Source organism: Stenotrophomonas sp. 115C5 (assembly GCF_056861055.1).
Genome location: NZ_JBSPUQ010000001.1, coordinates 385,714 through 401,869, shown reverse-complemented (window position 1 = coordinate 401,869; position 16,156 = coordinate 385,714). Strand labels below are relative to the sequence as shown.

The following is a 16,156-nucleotide window of genomic DNA, read 5'->3' as shown; positions in this document are numbered from 1 at the left end:
AAGGCCGCCCTCGGGCGGCCTTTCTGTTTGCCGTGGGGGGCGGCGAGGAACATCCACGCACGGCGTGGATCTACTGATGAGGTGGGTGCGGAGCTTGCTCCGCACATCGGCTCAGCCCACCCGGCGCAGGAATTCCTCGGCGTCCATCGGTCGGCCCAGGTGGTAGCCCTGCAACTGGTCGCAGCCCAGTTCGCTCAGGTACTCGCGCTGCGCCTGCGTCTCCACGCCCTCGGCCACCACCTGCAGCTGCAGGGTGCGTCCCAGCGCGATGATCGACGAGACGATGGCGGCATCCTCTTCATTGCATTCCAGGTCATGCACGAACGCGCGGTCGATCTTCAGTTCGGTGGCCGGCATGCGTTTCAGGTACAGCAGGCTGGAATAGCCCGTGCCGAAGTCGTCGATGGCAATGTGCACGCCCATCGCGGTCAGATCGTTGAGAATCGCCAGGCTGGCGTCGACGTCCTTCATCGCCGTGGTCTCGGTGATCTCCAGGGTCAGCCGCGCCGGCTCGATGCGGTGCCGTTCGAGCACCTCGCGCACGCTGTCCAGAAGGGCCGGGGAGGAGAACTGCAGGGGCGACAGGTTCACTGCCATCGACCATCCGGTGTGACCGGCATCGTGCCACGCCCGCAGCTGCGCACAGGCGCGGTCCAGTACCCAGTCGCCGATCGGCAGGATCAGGCCGCTGCGTTCGGCAATGGGAATGAACACATCCGGCGCCAGCAGGCCCAGCTCCGGATGCTGCCAGCGCAGCAGCGCCTCGGCGCCGGTGGCTGGCGCGCCCGCGGCCGGGAACTTGGGCTGGTAATGCAGGATCAGTTCATTGCGCATCACGGCCTTGCGCAGGTCCTGCAGCAGGCGCAGCTGACGGTTGGCGCTGAGCTGCATCGATGGGGTGAAGAACGTATAGCCGTTCCGGCCGGTTTCCTTGGTGTGGTACATCGCAGCGTCGGCGTGTGCCATCAGCTCGCGCTCATTGCCGGCATCATCCGGATACAGGGCGATGCCCAGGCTGGCGCTGACCTGCAGCTCGGCTGCATCCAGCAGGAACGGTTCACCCGCCGCCGCGATGATCCGCTCGGCCACCACCACCGCATCGTCGGGAATATCGATGGCCAGCACGATCACGAACTCGTCGCCGCCGAGGCGGGCGAAGGTATCCTGCGGACGCAGCAGGCCGCCGATACGCTGCGCCACCGCCACCAGCAGGCGGTCGCCGAGCTGGTGCCCGTAGGCATCGTTGACCGCCTTGAAGCCGTCCAGGTCGCAGAACATCACCGCCACTGCATGGTTGCGGCGCCGCGCCTTCTCGATGGCCTGCTCGATGCGATCCTGCAGCAGCATGCGGTTGGGCAGCTGGGTCAACGGGTCGTGCAGGGCGGCCTGGATCAGCTTGTCGTTGGCATGCGCCAGCGAATCGGCCAGCAACCCGGTGCGCACGCGCATCTGCCGGTCGAACAGCGAGGCGACCAGGGCGATACCCAGGGTGGCCACGGTGGTGACGATCACCAGTACCGCCAGCCAACGCGTGTCGATGCCACCGCTGCCGACCGCGCCGCAGATGCTGCCCTCCGGGAAGCGCGCCGCGGCCATGCCGGTGTAGTGCATGCCGACGATGGCCAGGCCCATCACCAGCGAGGCCAGCGCGCGCAGGAGGAGGGTGTTGCGCTGTTCGGTGCGCAGGCGGAAGGCAATCCACAGCGCAGCACCGGCGGCGCCGATGGCCACCGCAATGGAGGCGGCGAACCAGCCCGGGTGATAGTCGATACCCGGCTGCATACGCATCGCGGCCATGCCGAGGTAGTGCATGGTGGCGATGCCCAGCCCCATCAGTACGGCGCCGGCCAGCAGCCGGCGCCAGGGCAGGCTGGGCCGTGACACCAGCCACAGTGCGTAGGCCGAAGCGCCGATCGAGACCGCCAGCGAATACAGGGTGATGCCGAGGTCGTAGCCGACCGGGATCGGCAGGTCGAAGGCCAGCATGCCGATGAAATGCATCGACCAGATACCCAGGCCCATCGCCGCTGCACCGCCGGCCAGCCACCAGCGGGCCACGCGGCCTTCGGTCGTGGCCAGGCGGCCGGCCATGTCCAGCGCCGTGTACGAAGCAAGAATGGCCACCAGCAGGGAGATGGCGACCAGGCTCTGACTGTAACTGCCAGTCATGTTGAATCCAGAGGGGGAGGGAGGGGCGCCCGCAAGGCGCACGCCCGCGACAACTATCGGCGCGGGTGGGCGGGACTTGAGCGGTCGCAGCACCTGCGACCCGGCTCGGCTATCCTGCCACGCCTGTTCCCGTTGCTGGAAATCATCCAATGGCAAAAGCCCGCACCGCCTACGTCTGCAATGAATGCGGCGCCGAATTCAGCAAGTGGCAGGGCCAGTGCACCGAGTGCAACGCCTGGAACTCACTGTCGGAAATCGTGTTGGAGAGCGCGGCGGCCGCCAAGGCGCCGGCGTCGCGGCGGGCGGGCTGGGCCGGCAAGATCGACCCGCCGAAGATTACCGCGCTGAAGGACGTGGAGCAGACCGAGCACCGGCGGGTCACGACCGGCATCGGCGAGTTCGATCGTGTGCTCGGCGGCGGCCTGGTCGAAGGCGCGGTGGTGCTGGTCGGTGGCGACCCGGGCATCGGCAAGTCGACCCTGCTGCTGCAGGCGGTGGCGAAGATGGCGGCCGAGCTGCCGGTGCTGTACGTCACCGGCGAGGAGTCGCTGGCGCAGGTGGCTGGCCGCGCGCATCGCCTGGAGCTGCCGCTGGATGGCGTCAATGCGCTGGCCGAGACCGGCGTCGAGTCGATCCTGCAGCATGCCTCCAAGGCCGGACCGCGGCTGATCGTGGCCGACTCCGTGCAGACCCTGTGGACCGAGAGCCTGACCGCCGCGCCGGGCTCGGTCAGCCAGGTACGCGAGAGTGCTGCGCGCCTGGTGCGCTTCGCCAAGGAGACCGGCACCGCCGTGTTCCTGGTCGGTCACGTGACCAAGGAGGGCGGCATCGCCGGCCCGCGCGTGCTCGAGCACATGGTCGATGCGGTGCTGTATTTCGAAGGCGAGAGCGGCAGCCGTTTCCGCCTGCTGCGCGCGTTCAAGAACCGCTTCGGTGCGGTCAACGAGCTGGGCGTGTTCGCGATGGGCGACAAGGGCCTGAAGGAGGTCTCCAACCCATCGGCGATCTTCCTGTCCGGTGGCAGCACCCATCAACCGGGCAGCTGTGTGATGGTCACCCGTGAGGGCACCCGGCCGCTGCTGGTGGAGGTGCAGGCGCTGGTCGATGCGTCGCCGCTGTCGAACCCGCGTCGTGTCGCGGTCGGCTTGGAGCAGAACCGCCTGGCGATGCTGCTGGCCGTGCTGCATCGCCACGGCGGTGTGCTGGTCGGCGATCAGGACGTGTTCGTCAACGTGGTCGGTGGCATCCGCGTGCAGGAGACCGCGGCCGACCTGCCGGTACTGCTGGCCGTACTGTCCTCGTTGCAGGACCGCCCGCTGGCGGAGAAGACGATTGCTTTCGGCGAAGTCGGCCTGTCCGGCGAGATCCGCCCGGTGCCCAATGGCGAAGACCGCCTGCGCGAGGCGGCCACCCACGGCTTCAAGCGTGCCATCGTGCCCAAGGCCAACGCGCCGAAGGGCGGTTCGGTGAAAGGCATGGAAGTGATCGCGGTGGAGCGCCTGTCCGAGGCCATCGACGCGGCGTGATCGCGCCGGGCATGCCCCGGCGTCACCACCGCACGCGCGGAATACGGCAGCCGACACGGCAACGGTCAGCCTGCCTGTGCTAGTTTTTCCCGCTCGACGAAGACGCCCTCTGGCGTCTTTCCGTGCCCAGGAGTAAACGATTACATGCAGGACACCGCGCTCACCGCCCCCAACGCCGAAATCCGTCGCGCCGGGGTCGATCTCAATGGACTGATGACGGTGCTGGGCAAGCACCTGTATTCCACCCCGGTGGTGGCGCTGCGTGAGCTGGTGCAGAACGCGCACGATTCGATCATCCGTCGCCGCATCGAACAGCCCGGCATCGAAGTGCCTTCGCGCATTTCGGTGCAGGTCGATGCCGCCGCTGGCGTGCTGCGCATCACCGACACCGGTGCCGGCCTGACCCGCCAGGAAATCCACGATTACCTGGCCACCGTCGGCGTCGGCTACACCCGTGGCCTGCGCCAGGGCGGCGAGGACGATGAAGGCCTGATCGGCATGTTCGGCCTCGGTTTCCTGTCGGCCTTCGTGCTTGCGCGCCGGGTCAGCGTGCGTACCACCTCGTACCAGACGCCGGATCTGGGGCACCTGTACGTGTCCAGCAATGCCGAGCAGTACACCGTCAGTGAAGTGCCGGCACGCGCGGTCGGTACCGAGGTGGAACTGGAGCTGCATCCGGACTTCCTGCCGCTGGCCAACGAAGCGCGCCTGCACGAGGTGCTGGGCCGCTACTGCGCGCTGCTGTCCGAGCCGATCTTCATCGGCGCTGCGGGCGAGGCGCTCAACCCCGAGCCGCCGCCGTGGCGTGGGCAGGGCGATGTCGCCCTGCATCCGGTGCAGGCGCGCCGCCAGGCGCTGCAGTTCGCCGCGCGCTTCGAGCACGATTTCGAGCCGATCGTGACCGTGCCGCTGCGTGCCGATGGCAACAGCGATGCCACCGGCCTGCTGTGGGTGCAGGACGGCGCTACCTACGGCACCAGCGACAACCGCAACCTGTCGGTGTTCGTGCGCGGCATGCTGCTGGACGACGACGCCCGCGACCTGCTGCCGCCCTGGGCGGGGTTCATTGGCGGGGTGATCGAATCCTCGCGGCTGACGCCTACCGCCAGCCGCGAAGACCTGCAGCGCGACGACCAGTACCGCGCCGTGCAGCATGCACTGCTGGAAGCGCTGATCGACGGCCTGGCCGACGTCGCGCGGCAGCAGCCGGAGGCCTGGCGACGCGTTCTCACGCGCCACAATGAGGCCCTGCTGGGCGCAGCGCTGTGCGATGACCGCCTGTTCGACCTGCTGCTGGAACACGTGCGCGTGCCGACTTCGCAGGGCGACCTGCCAGCCAGTGCGTTGCCGGCGCGCGGTGCGGTGCACGTGATCCTCGACAACGGCGGCGGCTTCGAGGAAATGCTGTTCCGTGCGATGGGCGTGCCGGTCGCACACGGCCATCGCTATGCGGTGGTGCCGTTCCTGCGGCGCTGGGCCCAGGCCAAGGGCCTGCGCCTGGTCGAGCTCGGCACAGAGCAGGGCAACCGCGCGCTGTTCCGCACTGACGACAGCCTCGACGAGGCGCAGCTGGCATGGCTGCGTGAGCAGCTCGGCGATGGTGAACAGCTGCTGCCGGCACGCTTCAGTCCGGAGGCATTGCCGGTGGTGGTGGTGCCCGATCGCGAGGCCGAACTGAAGCAGCGCCTGGAAGACGATGAGAACGACAAGCGCGTCTCGATGGCGGCGCTGCGCCTGGCCCGGCAGTTCACCGCGCGCATCGAGGCGCGTGCGCCGTCGCGGCTGTACCTCAACCTCGACAATCCCGCCGTGCAGGCGCTGTTGCGCGCCCAACGCGACGGGCATCCGCAGGCCGAAGCTGCGGCACGCCTGCTGCGCTCGCTGAAGATCATCGTTGCCGCGCAGGGCCGTCCGCTGGCACGGGCGACGACCACTGTGGGCCCTGACCTCAACGGCGCCTTCACCGATATCGCCGGTGCCCTGCAGCAGATGCTGCGCTGAGCACCGCATCCTCTCATCCAGCCTTCGCTAGACAGGAGCACTTACCCCATGGACATCTGGAACTGGGTCGAAAAACTGCAGGGCGACCTGCGCCAGGCCGGCCAGGCGCAGAACGCGCACCTGCTGAACCGCCTCGCCGACGAAGTGAGCGAACTGCGTGTCGACCGCGTCGACGCGCTGCTGCCTGAAGCGCGTGCGCTGGGCAAGGCGCTGGACAACCCGTGGGTCGACGTCTACGTCGGCCACTGGGCGCTGCGCAACCGCGTCGGCAACCGCGTTGAAGGCGAGAGTGCGCTGGGCGAAGCGGTAGCGCTGTTCGAACGCGCGCATCGTGAGGACACGCTGGAGTGCCCGCAGTCGATCTGCGTGACCCAGGATTTGGCTGCCTGCTACGGCAACATCGATGGCCCGGGCTGGGTTCCCGAACGTGTCGAGGTGTGCGATGAAACGCTTGCACGCATCGATCCAAGCTGGGCCTGCTTCCAGTGCCTGAGCTGCGAAAAGGCCGATGCGCTGCTGGATGATGGCCGCGGTCAGGATGCGCTGGATTACCTGCAGGTGCAGTCGGATGCGATCGAGGCCTGCGGCAAGGAAGTGTTCGACAGCTTCCCGGAAATGCAGATCAAGATCCTGCTGGGCATGGGCCGCGCCGAAGAAGCGCTGTTGCTGATCGAGAAGCGCGAGGCCGAAGTGGCCGCGTCCGGCGAGTACGAGCCGGCCAACTGCACGGTGCCGCGCCGCCTGTCCAAGGCATGGGCGCTGGCCCAGCTGGGCCGCGACGAAGAAGCCGTGCAGCAGCTGGTGCCGTGGAGCGAACTGACGCCTACCTACTGGCGACTGTGGGCGAACACGGCCGCAGCGCTGTGCCGGCGCGATCCTGCACGCAATACCTGGGATCTGGGCACGCGCTTCAACACCATCATCGAACACTTTGCCGAGGTTGGCTCGCACCGCCTGCTGATCGAAGTCGCTGCGCTGAGCCTTGAACTGGCGCTGCAGCGAGGTGCACGTTGGGTGGCGCTGCGCCAGCTGGAACTGGCGCGTACCCATCTGGCGCAGCTGCGCCAGGACCGTGGTGCGGCAGCATTGGTGGCCGACCTGGCCGCGCGTATCGATGCATTGCCGGACGTTGCGCCGCTGCCGGTGCCGGCCAGCGAACTGCTGGCCTGGCTGCACGAGCAGGGGGAGCAGAACCAGTCGCGCGATCCGGAGCGTGAGGCGCAGTGGCTGTTGCAGGCACAGGCGCAGCTGCCCGATGACGAGGCGCTGGCCGAGATGGCCGCCTCCGCGTTGAGCGCCTGTGGTGCGCAGGCGGAAGCGCGCGCCTTGCTGTGGCGATTCGTGCGCGCGCACACGCAGGAGGATGGTCCGGCCGCCTATACGCTGATGCGTTGGCTGACCGAGCAGGGCGACGACGACGGCCTGCGCCTGCTGGCGGATACCTATCGCGGCAGCGTGCCGGTGTTCGCGCACTGGTGCGAGGTGCAGCGTGCCCGTCGCGTGTCCGACTGGCCGGCGCTGGAGCAGGCCGCGCAGGCGCTGCTGGCCGCATCGCCGGGTTCGCACGGTGCACGTGGCACGCTGGCGCGGATGTACATGGAAACCGGCCGCTTCAGCGAGGCCCAGGCCTGCTTTGCACAGCTGGTGGAGCTGCTGGAAGAGCCCAACGCCGCGCATTGGGACCACATGAGCGCAGCCAGCGCGGCGCGCGACTGGGACGCGGTGCGCCGCTCGGCCGCAGCGATCGGCATGGAGCTGTCCAGCCAGGATGGCGTGGTCGAGGAGCCGTGGGGCTGGGTGATCATCCGCAGCGAAGAGAACGGCGAGCCGATGGAATACTACGCACGCCGCAGCGGGCCGGTGACCGCACGCATCGTCGAGAACGCGCCGGCCAACCGCGCGCAGCAGGTGGGCGACTGGGTGGTGTTCGATGCCGCGCTGGTACATCCGGCACCGGAGGAGGAGGAAGCGCGCGAGCATTTCATCCCGACCTATGCGCAGGTGCACGTGCTGGAACGCGGTGGTTTCGCCCGCAGCTGGCTGATCGACGGCGCTCACCCCGGCGAGGAGGCGTGGAATGCCTTCGTTGAAGCTGCCGAGGCGCAGGGCTGGCAGGTGTGGTCGCACAGCCGTGCGGACTACACCGTGACCGATCCGGATATGGAGGAGGGCACGCTGCCGGGCCTGCTGTTCACGGTCGCCCAGCCGCAGGATCATGCGCCGTTGACGCTGCACCGTTTCCTGCAGCAGCAGACCGCAACGTGGCCGCACCCGCATTGCTGGCTGCGCCTGGCTGAAGCCTGCGACCAGGATCGGCAGCCGCACCTGGACGTGATCGAGCGCTACGGGTTGTAAGCAGAGCCGAGCCTGCGCTCGGCTTATGCTGGAACGCAGCCGAGCATGGGCTCGGCTCTACAACGAATCATCATCACCAAGGAACGCGATATGCGCAGGACAGGGATGTTCATGATCGCCGGGCTGCTTCTGGCCCCCTCCGTGCAGGCGTCACCCGCCTGCCAGGAACCAGTGGTTGTGGCCCGCGCGTTCTACGAGGCGACGACGGGCGATGGCGACCTGCTGGAACCGCCGCCCGCGCTGGTCAGCCCGGCCTTCGGCAAGGCACTGCGTGGCGAGCGCGCCTGCCAGCAGCGCGAAGAGGGCATCTGCACGATCGATTCCGATCCGTGGCTGGATGCGCAGGACGGCGACATCGAAACCCCCGTGCGCTACAGCTGGAAGGAGGCGTCGGCCACCGCCGGCCAGGTCGAGATGCGCTATTCGGTATGGAAGAAGGCCTACGTGACGCGCCTTCCGATGGTGCGCCAGGGGCAGGGCTGCTGGCAGGTCGATGACATCCTCACCAACAGCGGCCGTTCGGTGCGGAAGATCCTGGCCCAGCCTTGACGGTAGCGCCGGTGGGGGCCGACCGTTGGTCGGCACACCGCCTATCGCGAATGCCCGAACACCAGTTCGATCACGAACTGGCTGCCGAAGAACGCCAGCAGCAGCAACAGCATCGCCGCCAGCGTCCAGTGCACCGCCTTCATGCCTCGCCAGCCATAGCGGCGGCGGCCGATCAGTAGCACGCCGAACACGATCCACGACAGCACGCTCAGCACGGTCTTGTGCACCAGCTTCTGTGCCAGCAGGTCGTCGACGAACAGCACACCTGTGACCAGGGTCAGGGTCAGCAGCGCGAAGCCGACGGTGATGACCCGGAACAACAGCGATTCCAGGTCGGCCAGCGGCGGCAGCGCCCGCAGCCACGGGCGGAACTCGCGGCGGCGCAGTGCGCGCTCCTGCAGCCACAGCATGATCGCCAGCAGCGCGGCGATGCTCAGCGTGGCGTAGGCCAGCAGCGCCAGCCAGGCGTGGCTGGCCAGGCGCCAGCCCAGCACCTTGCTCGGTTCGTGGCCGTAGCCGTGGTAGGCCAGCAGCAGTACCGCGGCCAGCGGGAACACCACCACGCCCAGTGCCGACATCCGCCCGCGCGCGCCGACCAGCGAGGTCAGCCAGGCCATGCCCAGGCCGACCAGCGACAGCGCGGCGAAGAAGTGCATGTCCGGCCCACCGTTGGTACGCATCGCCACCATCACGTGGTAGCCGCCATGCAGCAGCATCGCCGGCAGGGCGGGCCACAGCCAGGTGGGGGAGCCGGTGCTTTCATCGCGGCCAAGCGCGCGCACCAGCAGGGCACTGGCTGCCAGGTAGAGCAGGACCGCGATGAGAACGATTGTCATCGTTGCAGTTTCGCATACCCCTGCGGCGGTGGCGACGGCCCCGTGGTCGCAGCCCGGGGAGACAGCCGGACCCGTTATACTCTCTGCCTTATTGTCCCCCGCTTTCAGACAGGTTGCGTCGCATGTTCGAGTCCCTGACCCAGCGCCTTTCCGGCACCATCGAGCGCCTGCGTGGCCGCGGCCGCCTGACCGAGGAGAACATCCGCGAGGCGACCCGCGAGGTCCGCATCGCGCTGCTTGAAGCTGACGTCGCATTGCCGGTGGTGCAGGCCCTGATCGAGCGCATCAAGGTGCGTGCGGTCGGCCAGGAAGTGCTGAAGTCGCTGACCCCGGGCCAGGCGCTGATCAAGGTCGTGCGCGACGAGCTGACCGCGGTGATGGGTGCTGAAGCCAGCGACCTGAACCTGAATGTTCCGGCCCCGGCCATCATCCTGATGGCGGGCCTGCAGGGCGCCGGCAAGACCACCACGGTGGGCAAGCTGGCCAAGCACCTGAAGGAAAAACGCAAGAAGAAGGTGATGGTGGTCTCGGCCGACGTCTACCGTCCGGCCGCGATTGAGCAGCTGAAGACCCTGGCCGAGCAGGTGGGCGTGCTGTTTTTCCCGTCCAGCGCCGACCAGAAGCCGGAAGCCATCGTGCGCGCCGCCATCGACGATGCACGCAAGTCGTTCGTCGACGTGCTGCTGGTCGATACCGCCGGCCGCCTGGCCATCGACGAAGCGATGATGGCCGAGATCAAGGCCCTGCACGCGGCGGTGAACCCGGCCGAGACCCTGTTCGTGGTCGACGCCATGACCGGCCAGGACGCGGCCAACACCGCCAAGGCCTTCGGCGACGCCCTGCCGCTGACCGGCGTGGTGCTGACCAAGACCGACGGCGACGCCCGCGGCGGTGCCGCGCTGAGCGTGCGCTACATCACCGGCAAGCCGATCAAGTTCGTCGGTGTCAGCGAAAAGCCGGAAGGCCTGGACGTGTTCCACCCGGACCGCATTGCCAGCCGCATCCTCGACATGGGCGACGTGCTGTCGCTGGTCGAGCAGGTCGAGCAGCAGGTCGACAAGGACAAGGCCGCCAAGCTGGCCGAGAAGGTCGCCAAGGGCAAGAAGTTCGACCTGAACGACATGCGTGACCAGCTGGAGCAGATGCAGAACATGGGCGGCATCGGCGGCCTGATGGACAAGCTGCCGGGCCTGGGCAACATCCCCGACCATCTGAAGCAGCAGGTCAGCCAGGGCAAGGAAGTGCCGCGCATGATCGCCATCATCAGCTCGATGACCAAGAAGGAACGGCGCAACCCGAACCTGCTCAATGGCTCGCGCCGCGCGCGCATCGCCAAGGGCTCGGGCGTGACCCCGGCCGACGTCAACAAGCTGATGAAGCAATACATGCAGATGGAAAAGATGATGAGCAAGATGGCTGGCGGCGGCATGAAGGGCATGTTGCGCAGCATGAAGGGCATGATGGGTGCCATGGGCGGCCGCGGCATGCCGTTCCGTTGATGCAGCGACGGGGCCGGCGCGCATCGCGATCCGGCCCCGGTCACAATGACTGGCGTATGCTGGGCGGCGACTTCTCCAACAGGTATGTCGCGTGAACGCATCGCCGATTCTTGAACGCGCCGACACCTTTTGTCGGCGTTTTTCATTGCAGCTTCCGATCCTGTTGGCACCGATGGCCGGTGCCTGCCCGGTGCCGCTGTCGGCTGCGCTGGCCAATGCCGGCAGCATGGGGGCAATGGGCGCGGTGCTGTCGTCATCTGCCGATATCGGTCGTTGGATGGAGGACTTCCGCGCGACCTCCACCGGCCCGGCACAGGTGAACCTGTGGGTGCCTGATCCGGTGCCGACCCGTGACGTAGCCGCCGAGGCCGCCAGCCGCGCCTTCCTGGCGCAGTGGGGCCCGGAAGTGCCGGCCAGCGCCGCCGATGCCACGCCCGCCGACTTCGAAGAACAGTTCGCCGCGCTGCTGGCGGCGCGTCCTGCGGTGGCCTCGACCATCATGGGCGTGCTGCTGCCGCGCCACGTACAGCAGCTGAAGGATGCCGGCATTGCCTGGATCGCCTGTGCGACCACGTTGTCCGAAGCGCGCGCGGCACAGGACGCCGGTGCCGATGCCGTGGTGGCACAGGGCGTGGAAGCGGGTGGGCATCGTGGTTCATTCGATCCGGCGATGGCCGAACGCCAGCTGGTCGGCCTGTTCGCGCTGCTGCCACGGCTGGCCGATCACCTGCACATTCCGGTGATTGCCGCCGGCGGCATCGCCGATGGCCGTGGTATAGCCGCCGCACTCACCTTGGGCGCCAGCGCCGTGCAGATCGGCACCGCGTTCCTGCGCACGCCGGAAGCGGCGATCGCCTCGGCGTGGGCCGATGGGCTGGCTGCCAGCGAACCGGAAGACACCTGGCCGACCCGTGCCTTCAGCGGTCGTCTGGGCCGTGGTCTGGCGACACCCTACGTGCGCGCCGCCGCCGCAGAAGGCGCCCCGGCGCCGCGTCCGTACCCGGTGCAGCGCGGCCTGACCGCGCCGATGCGCAGGCAGGCCGTGCAGGAAAACCGCCTGGCCGCGATGCAGGCCTGGGCCGGGCAGTCGGCGTGGATGGCGCCGGCACAGCCGGCCGCAGACGTGCTGCGCGGCATGTGGAGCCAGGCGCAGGCACTGCTGCGATGACGCTGACCTGCAACGGCCAGCCGGCGCAGGTGGAGGATCTGCTGCCGGCGCTCGTCAACTACGGCCACTTCACCTCGCTGCAGGTGCGCGACCACGCGGTGCAGGGACTGGACCTGCATCTGGCGCGGCTGTCGCATGCCACGCGCGAGCTGTTCGGTAGCGAGCTGGATATGGCGCAGGTGCGGGCTTGGATGGTGCAGGCGCTGCGGCAAGCGGGGCAGGGCGATGCCTCGTTGCGGGTGACGGTGTATTCGCGCCACTTCGATTTCCGCAATCCGCTGGCGGCGGTGCCGGTGGACGTGCTGGTGGCGGTGTCCGCGCCGGTGTCGCTGACCGCCTCCAAGCGTGTGCGCAGCCTGGCCTGGCAGCGCGAACTGCCGCAGATCAAACATGTGGGCACCTTCGGCCTGTTCGCCGAGCGCCGCGCGGCGATGGCGGAAGGATTCGACGATGTGCTGTTCGTGACCGCCGATGGCGAAATGAGTGAAGGCAGCACCTGGAACCTGGCCGTGCACGATGGTGAACGGCTGCTCTGGCCGCAGGCGCCTGCCCTGCGCGGCACCGCCGAGGCGCTGCTGAAGCAGTATTGGCCGGGGGCACAGGCTACGCAGCCGTTGCGGCTGGCGGATATGGCTGGCGTGAAGGCCGCTTTTGCCTGCAACGCCAGCGGCCTGTGGGCGCTGGAGGCCATCGACGGGCATGTCCTGCCCGGCTCGCAGGCACTGGCTGAACAGGGCAGGGCGGTGCTTGCGGCGGTGGCTTGGGACGGTTTGGGGTGAAAAGCCCGCCGGGCATGGCCCGGCACTACCGTGAAGGCTGGTCACCATGGGGTTGGCCCGGCCGCCATCTGCCGCTATAATCGCCCGCTTACCTCGCCATCCTGGCGACTGGGCAATAGGAAAAACACCATGGTCAAGATTCGACTGACCCGCGGCGGCGCCAAGAAGCGTCCGTTCTACCACATCATCGTCACCGACGTGCGCAGCGCGCGCGACGGCCGCAACATCGAGCGCGTTGGCTTCTACAACCCGGTCGCCCAGGGCGCCGAGAAGCGCATCGAGCTGGACCTGGCCCGCGTTGACCATTGGGTCAAGAACGGCGCCCAGCCGACCGACAAGGTCCGCAACCTGATCAAGGAAGCGACCAAGTCCCAGGCCGCTGCGGCCTGATCCTGACGGGCCACGCTTCGGCGTGGCCCTCTTGGTTGAAGCAGATGAAAGATATCGAGCGCCGCATCCTGCTGGGCAGGGTTGTCGGCGCTTTTGGTGTGCGCGGCGAGATCAAGCTCGAGTCCTGGACCGAGCCACGTTCCGCCATTTTCCGTTACCAGCCGTGGATCGTGCGCAGCCCGTCCGGCGTGGAAACCACGATTCAAGGTGTACGCGGCCGCGACAGCGGCAAGCACCTGGTCGCCCGTTTCCCCGGCGTCGAGGACCGCGATACCGTCGAAGCGATGCACGGCACCGAGATCTACGTGGCCCGCAGTGCATTGCCGCCGCCGAAGCCCGATGAGTATTACTGGGTGGACCTGGAAGGCCTGGATGTGAAGACCACCGAGGGCGTTGCCCTGGGCCAGGTCTCGCACCTGTTCAGCACCGGCGCAAACGATGTGGTGGTGGTCCGGGGTGACCGCGAGCGGATGATTCCGTTCGTGCAGCCGGACTTCGTCAAATCGGTCGACTTCGAGGCCAACCTGGTCGTGGTCGACTGGGATCCCGAGTTCTGAGTGTGAGCATGCGTTTCGACGTCATCACCCTGTTCCCCGAGTTCCTCGCCCAGTCCGCTGGATTGGGCGTGGTCGGGCGCGCGCTGGAGAAGGGGTTGTTCAGCCTGCATGGCTGGAATCCCCGTGATTACGCTGAAGGCAACTACCGCCGGGTGGACGACCGTCCGTTCGGTGGTGGCCCGGGCATGGTGATGCTGATCGAGCCGTTGCAGGCCTGCCTGCAGGCAATCCGCGATGCTGATCCGACCCCAGCGCGGGTGATCTACCTCAGCCCGCAGGGTGCTCCGTTGACCCAGGCCAAGGTGCGGGAACTGGCGGCGCTGCCGCGCATGGTCCTGCTCTGCGGCCGCTATGAAGGCATCGACGAGCGTTTCCTGGAGGCCAATGTCGACGAGGAGATTTCCCTCGGCGACTACGTGCTGTCCGGCGGCGAACTGGGTGCGGCGGTGATCATCGACGCCGTGGCCCGCCTGCAGGACGGCGCCCTGAATGACGCTGAATCGGCGGCGCAGGACAGCTTCGAGGGTGACCTCGGCCTGCTCGACTGCCCGCATTACAGCCAGCCGGCCCAGCATCCGCTGGGTGACGTGCCGGATGTGCTGCGCTCGGGCAACCACGCGGCCATCGCGGCCTGGCGCCGCCAGCAGTCGCTGGTCCGTACCGCGCAGCGGCGCCCGGACCTGCTGGATGAACAGGCGTTGGGCAAGGCCGACCGCAAGCTGCTGGAGCAGGGCCGTCAGGCCCAGAAACACAAGGCCAGCCCCTAGCGCAGGGCTGGCTTTATCGGCTATCATGGCCAATTCCCGCCGGCCCCGGTCGGCGCGCGCAGTACCCAAAACAAACGTGCAGCACAGTCCGGTGACTGCATGAGCCTACGTTGTCGATACGACACGCCCACCCGAACAAGAATCGGTGTAACCCATGAGCAAGCTGAACAAGTCCATCGTCGCGGAATTCGAATCCGCCCAGATCACCCGTGAACTGCCGAAGTTCAGCCAGGGCGACACCGTTGTCGTCAACGTGAAGGTGAAGGAAGGCAGCCGCGAACGCGTGCAGGCCTACGAAGGCGTTGTCATCGCCACCAAGAACGCCGGCCTGAACTCCTCGTTCACCGTCCGCAAGATCTCGCACGGCTACGGCGTCGAGCGCGTTTTCCAGACCCACAGCGCCATCATCGACTCGGTCGAAGTGAAGCGTCGTGGTAAGGTCCGCGCCGGCAAGCTGTACTACCTGCGTGGCCTGGAAGGCAAGGCTGCCCGCATCAAGGAAGACCTGGCTGCCGCCGCTGCCGCCAAGGCTGCCCGTCTGGCCGAAAAGGCCTGATAAACAACTTCGGTTGTTGCCGCGACGGCCACCTTCGGGTGGCCGTTTGCGTTTCCGGCATCGCATCGGCCACGATCAGCTGATGAACGACATCAACCCGCGCTATCCCGCCGTGATCCAGTCGGCGTTGCGCTTCCTCGACGGCAAGGGGATGGCGCGCGTGCAGTCGGCACCGCTGCTGCATCGCCTGCTGTGGCGCATGGGCATTGCCTTGCCGCCGCCGATCCTGGCCGGATTCGCCACCAATGCGCTGGTGCAGGGCCTGCTGTTCGGTCTGTTCTGGACCGCGCTGATGTGGCTGATGCTGTGGCAGGGCAGCGAGCGCCCGCTGGCGCTGTTGCTGGTGGCCGGGCTGTTGGCTGGTGCGCTGTTCGGCGTGGTGATGGCGGCCTTGATGCGCTCGCTGCGCCGCCACCGCAAGCTGCCGGACTGGCGGCAGTTCCGTGCGCGGCAGGCGGACTGAACCGATGACGCACCGCGCCGTGACCGCACGGTACAGGCCGCGCTAGGCTGCGGTGTCATCCCGATGGACGTGCCGTGCGATGCCCGCCAAGCGAACCGCACCCTCCGCCACACCCACGCTGCTGTCCGGCGGCAACCCGCAGATCGCCAAGGGCGAGGGCAATGCCCCGGTGCAGGCGTACATTGCCGCCATGCCTGGCTGGAAACGTCCGATCGGCGAACAGCTGGATGCGCTGATCGAACAGGCCGTACCCGGCGTGCACAAGGCGGTGAAATGGAACTCGCCGATGTATGCGGTGGCCGCGGGCGAAGGCTGGTTTCTCAGCTTCCATTGCTTCACCCGCTACATCAAGGTGGCGTTCTTCCGTGGCGCTGCACTGAAGCCGATGCCACCTGAGCCGTCCAGGAGTGCCGATACGCGCTACCTGCACATCCCGCAGGATGGCGCGCTGGATGAAGCACAGTTCCTTGACTGGGTGCGCCAGGCCGCCGCGTTGCCCGGCGAACACATGTAAGCCCACCGTTCTGATCTGCTTGCCGAC

The 16,156-nt window shown here is 67.6% G+C and carries 15 protein-coding genes; 13 read left to right on the top strand and 2 right to left on the bottom strand.

The window, feature by feature from the left end; genetic code table 11:
- Nucleotides 1-111: 111 nt before the first annotated feature.
- Nucleotides 112-2,169: a putative bifunctional diguanylate cyclase/phosphodiesterase gene (locus AC13FN_RS01895; RefSeq protein WP_460131599.1), complete on the bottom strand. Its 2,058-nt coding sequence runs from the start codon at nt 2,167-2,169 to the stop codon at nt 112-114.
- A gap of 149 nt (nt 2,170-2,318) precedes the next feature.
- On the opposite strand from AC13FN_RS01895, the gene radA reads away from it, so the two are divergent.
- From radA to AC13FN_RS01875, 4 genes are all read left to right on the top strand, one after another.
- A complete protein-coding gene (gene radA / locus AC13FN_RS01890; protein ID WP_054171268.1) occupies nt 2,319-3,695 on the top strand; it encodes a DNA repair protein RadA in 1,377 nt (458 codons plus the stop codon).
- Nucleotides 3,696-3,839: 144 nt separating this feature from the next.
- Complete coding sequence (locus AC13FN_RS01885) at nt 3,840-5,696, top strand: ATP-binding protein (protein ID WP_482984266.1); 1,857 nt, start codon at nt 3,840-3,842, stop codon at nt 5,694-5,696.
- Between the two features lie 48 nt (nt 5,697-5,744).
- Entirely contained in the window at nt 5,745-8,051 is a 2,307-nt protein-coding gene (locus AC13FN_RS01880) for a tetratricopeptide repeat protein (RefSeq protein ID WP_460131604.1), read from the top strand.
- Between the two features lie 90 nt (nt 8,052-8,141).
- On the top strand, nt 8,142-8,600 hold the full coding sequence (locus AC13FN_RS01875; RefSeq protein WP_482984267.1) for a YqhG/Tai3 family protein: 459 nt from the start codon (nt 8,142-8,144) through the stop codon (nt 8,598-8,600).
- A 41-nt stretch (nt 8,601-8,641) separates the two neighbouring features.
- Here the strand turns inward: AC13FN_RS01875 and AC13FN_RS01870 are convergent, their stop codons facing one another.
- Nucleotides 8,642-9,436, bottom strand: a complete 795-nt coding sequence (locus AC13FN_RS01870; protein WP_010483269.1) for a cytochrome C assembly family protein — start codon at nt 9,434-9,436, stop codon at nt 8,642-8,644.
- Nucleotides 9,437-9,558: 122 nt separating this feature from the next.
- On the opposite strand from AC13FN_RS01870, the gene ffh reads away from it, so the two are divergent.
- From ffh to AC13FN_RS01825, 9 genes are all read left to right on the top strand, one after another.
- Nucleotides 9,559-10,935: a signal recognition particle protein gene (ffh, locus tag AC13FN_RS01865; RefSeq protein WP_005408591.1), complete on the top strand. Its 1,377-nt coding sequence runs from the start codon at nt 9,559-9,561 to the stop codon at nt 10,933-10,935.
- A gap of 91 nt (nt 10,936-11,026) precedes the next feature.
- Nucleotides 11,027-12,103, top strand: coding sequence for an NAD(P)H-dependent flavin oxidoreductase (locus tag AC13FN_RS01860; RefSeq protein ID WP_054171272.1), 1,077 nt, complete (start codon nt 11,027-11,029; stop codon nt 12,101-12,103).
- A complete protein-coding gene (locus AC13FN_RS01855) occupies nt 12,100-12,882 on the top strand; it encodes an aminotransferase class IV family protein (protein ID WP_217015464.1) in 783 nt (260 codons plus the stop codon). Before AC13FN_RS01860 ends, AC13FN_RS01855 begins: the two co-directional genes overlap by 4 nt.
- Nucleotides 12,883-13,011: 129 nt before the next feature.
- A complete protein-coding gene (gene rpsP, locus AC13FN_RS01850) occupies nt 13,012-13,272 on the top strand; it encodes a 30S ribosomal protein S16 (protein ID WP_005415733.1) in 261 nt (86 codons plus the stop codon).
- A 44-nt stretch (nt 13,273-13,316) separates the two neighbouring features.
- The gene (rimM, locus tag AC13FN_RS01845; RefSeq protein WP_043396669.1) at nt 13,317-13,829 is read left to right on the top strand and encodes a ribosome maturation factor RimM; all 513 of its coding nucleotides are present in this window, start codon (nt 13,317-13,319) and stop codon (nt 13,827-13,829) included.
- A gap of 8 nt (nt 13,830-13,837) precedes the next feature.
- Nucleotides 13,838-14,596 carry a tRNA (guanosine(37)-N1)-methyltransferase TrmD gene (gene trmD / locus AC13FN_RS01840; RefSeq protein ID WP_043396666.1) on the top strand — a complete coding sequence of 253 codons (759 nt, stop codon included), beginning with the start codon at nt 13,838-13,840 and terminating at the stop codon, nt 14,594-14,596.
- A 154-nt stretch (nt 14,597-14,750) separates the two neighbouring features.
- A complete protein-coding gene (rplS, locus tag AC13FN_RS01835) occupies nt 14,751-15,152 on the top strand; it encodes a 50S ribosomal protein L19 (RefSeq protein ID WP_005408597.1) in 402 nt (133 codons plus the stop codon).
- Between the two features lie 82 nt (nt 15,153-15,234).
- The gene (locus AC13FN_RS01830) at nt 15,235-15,615 is read left to right on the top strand and encodes a DUF6404 family protein (RefSeq protein WP_019337559.1); all 381 of its coding nucleotides are present in this window, start codon (nt 15,235-15,237) and stop codon (nt 15,613-15,615) included.
- A gap of 79 nt (nt 15,616-15,694) precedes the next feature.
- Nucleotides 15,695-16,129, top strand: coding sequence for a DUF1801 domain-containing protein (locus AC13FN_RS01825; protein ID WP_049433944.1), 435 nt, complete (start codon nt 15,695-15,697; stop codon nt 16,127-16,129).
- Nucleotides 16,130-16,156 lie beyond the last annotated feature (27 nt).

What these genes read in the sequence shown, in the direction of transcription:
- rplS (WP_005408597.1), top strand. Translation starts at nt 14,751, where the DNA reads ATGAGCAAGCTGAACAAGTCCATCGTCGCGGAATTCGAATCCGCCCAG.
- rpsP (WP_005415733.1), top strand. Translation starts at nt 13,012, where the DNA reads ATGGTCAAGATTCGACTGACCCGCGGCGGCGCCAAGAAGCGTCCGTTC.
- AC13FN_RS01830 (WP_019337559.1), top strand. Translation starts at nt 15,235, where the DNA reads ATGAACGACATCAACCCGCGCTATCCCGCCGTGATCCAGTCGGCGTTG.
- AC13FN_RS01885 (WP_482984266.1), top strand. Translation starts at nt 3,840, where the DNA reads ATGCAGGACACCGCGCTCACCGCCCCCAACGCCGAAATCCGTCGCGCC.
- radA (WP_054171268.1), top strand. Translation starts at nt 2,319, where the DNA reads ATGGCAAAAGCCCGCACCGCCTACGTCTGCAATGAATGCGGCGCCGAA.
- AC13FN_RS01880 (WP_460131604.1), top strand. Translation starts at nt 5,745, where the DNA reads ATGGACATCTGGAACTGGGTCGAAAAACTGCAGGGCGACCTGCGCCAG.
- AC13FN_RS01855 (WP_217015464.1), top strand. Translation starts at nt 12,100, where the DNA reads ATGACGCTGACCTGCAACGGCCAGCCGGCGCAGGTGGAGGATCTGCTG.
- trmD (WP_043396666.1), top strand. Translation starts at nt 13,838, where the DNA reads ATGCGTTTCGACGTCATCACCCTGTTCCCCGAGTTCCTCGCCCAGTCC.
- AC13FN_RS01870 (WP_010483269.1), bottom strand. Translation starts at nt 9,436, where the DNA reads ATGACAATCGTTCTCATCGCGGTCCTGCTCTACCTGGCAGCCAGTGCC.
- ffh (WP_005408591.1), top strand. Translation starts at nt 9,559, where the DNA reads ATGTTCGAGTCCCTGACCCAGCGCCTTTCCGGCACCATCGAGCGCCTG.
- rimM (WP_043396669.1), top strand. Translation starts at nt 13,317, where the DNA reads ATGAAAGATATCGAGCGCCGCATCCTGCTGGGCAGGGTTGTCGGCGCT.
- AC13FN_RS01825 (WP_049433944.1), top strand. Translation starts at nt 15,695, where the DNA reads ATGCCCGCCAAGCGAACCGCACCCTCCGCCACACCCACGCTGCTGTCC.
- AC13FN_RS01875 (WP_482984267.1), top strand. Translation starts at nt 8,142, where the DNA reads ATGCGCAGGACAGGGATGTTCATGATCGCCGGGCTGCTTCTGGCCCCC.
- AC13FN_RS01895 (WP_460131599.1), bottom strand. Translation starts at nt 2,169, where the DNA reads ATGACTGGCAGTTACAGTCAGAGCCTGGTCGCCATCTCCCTGCTGGTG.